Raw genomic sequence first — 662 nt, forward strand, 5'->3', positions numbered from 1 at the left:
CAAATATTTTATTATAAACGTGTCCTATGGCAGTATCTTACTGATAATAAAGGATTAGATTGTGCTCAATCTTCATTTAGAAGATATATTTCAAATCATTCTGAATTTAATGAGTATTTTAAAAGGCAAAAAAAGAGTCATATATCAAATAACTCTACTATGCGATATGAAACAGCTAAAGGACAACAAGCGCAATTAGATTGGAAAGAAAGTATTGATTTTATATTAAAAAATGGTGAAGTAATTAATATTAACATATTTGTATTAATACTTTCATATTCAAGGTTTAGAATATATAGACTTTCTCTTGATAAAACTCAAGATATATTATTTTCATTTCTAAATGAATCATTTGAAGCCTTCGGCGGAGTTCCGAAGGAACTATTAACGGACAATATGAAAACTGTAATGGATGAACCTAGAACAAAATATAGCAAAGGAAAAATAAATAATAAGTTTCAACAATTTGCAAATGATTATGGATTTAAGGTGTGCCCCTGCGTAGCAGGTAGACCGAATACCAAAGCAAAAGTTGAGGCCCCCATGAAATTACTTGATGAGATAAGAGCTTATAATGGGACTCTTGACTTTGAAGAGCTTCATGAACTAGTTACAAAACTTAATAATAGAATTAATAGTTCATGTCATACATCAACGGGTAA

1 protein-coding gene is annotated in these 662 nt (G+C 29.6%); it reads left to right on the forward strand.

Annotated features, from left to right (window positions below; translation table 11 throughout):
• Positions 1 to 662, forward strand: a 662-nt coding sequence (gene istA / locus KQI30_RS16905) for an IS21 family transposase (RefSeq protein ID WP_216464512.1), incomplete at both ends; no start/stop codon positions are given.

It is taken from the genome of Clostridium bornimense, assembly GCF_018917145.1.
GTDB lineage: Bacteria > Bacillota > Clostridia > Clostridiales > Clostridiaceae > Clostridium_AN > Clostridium_AN bornimense_A.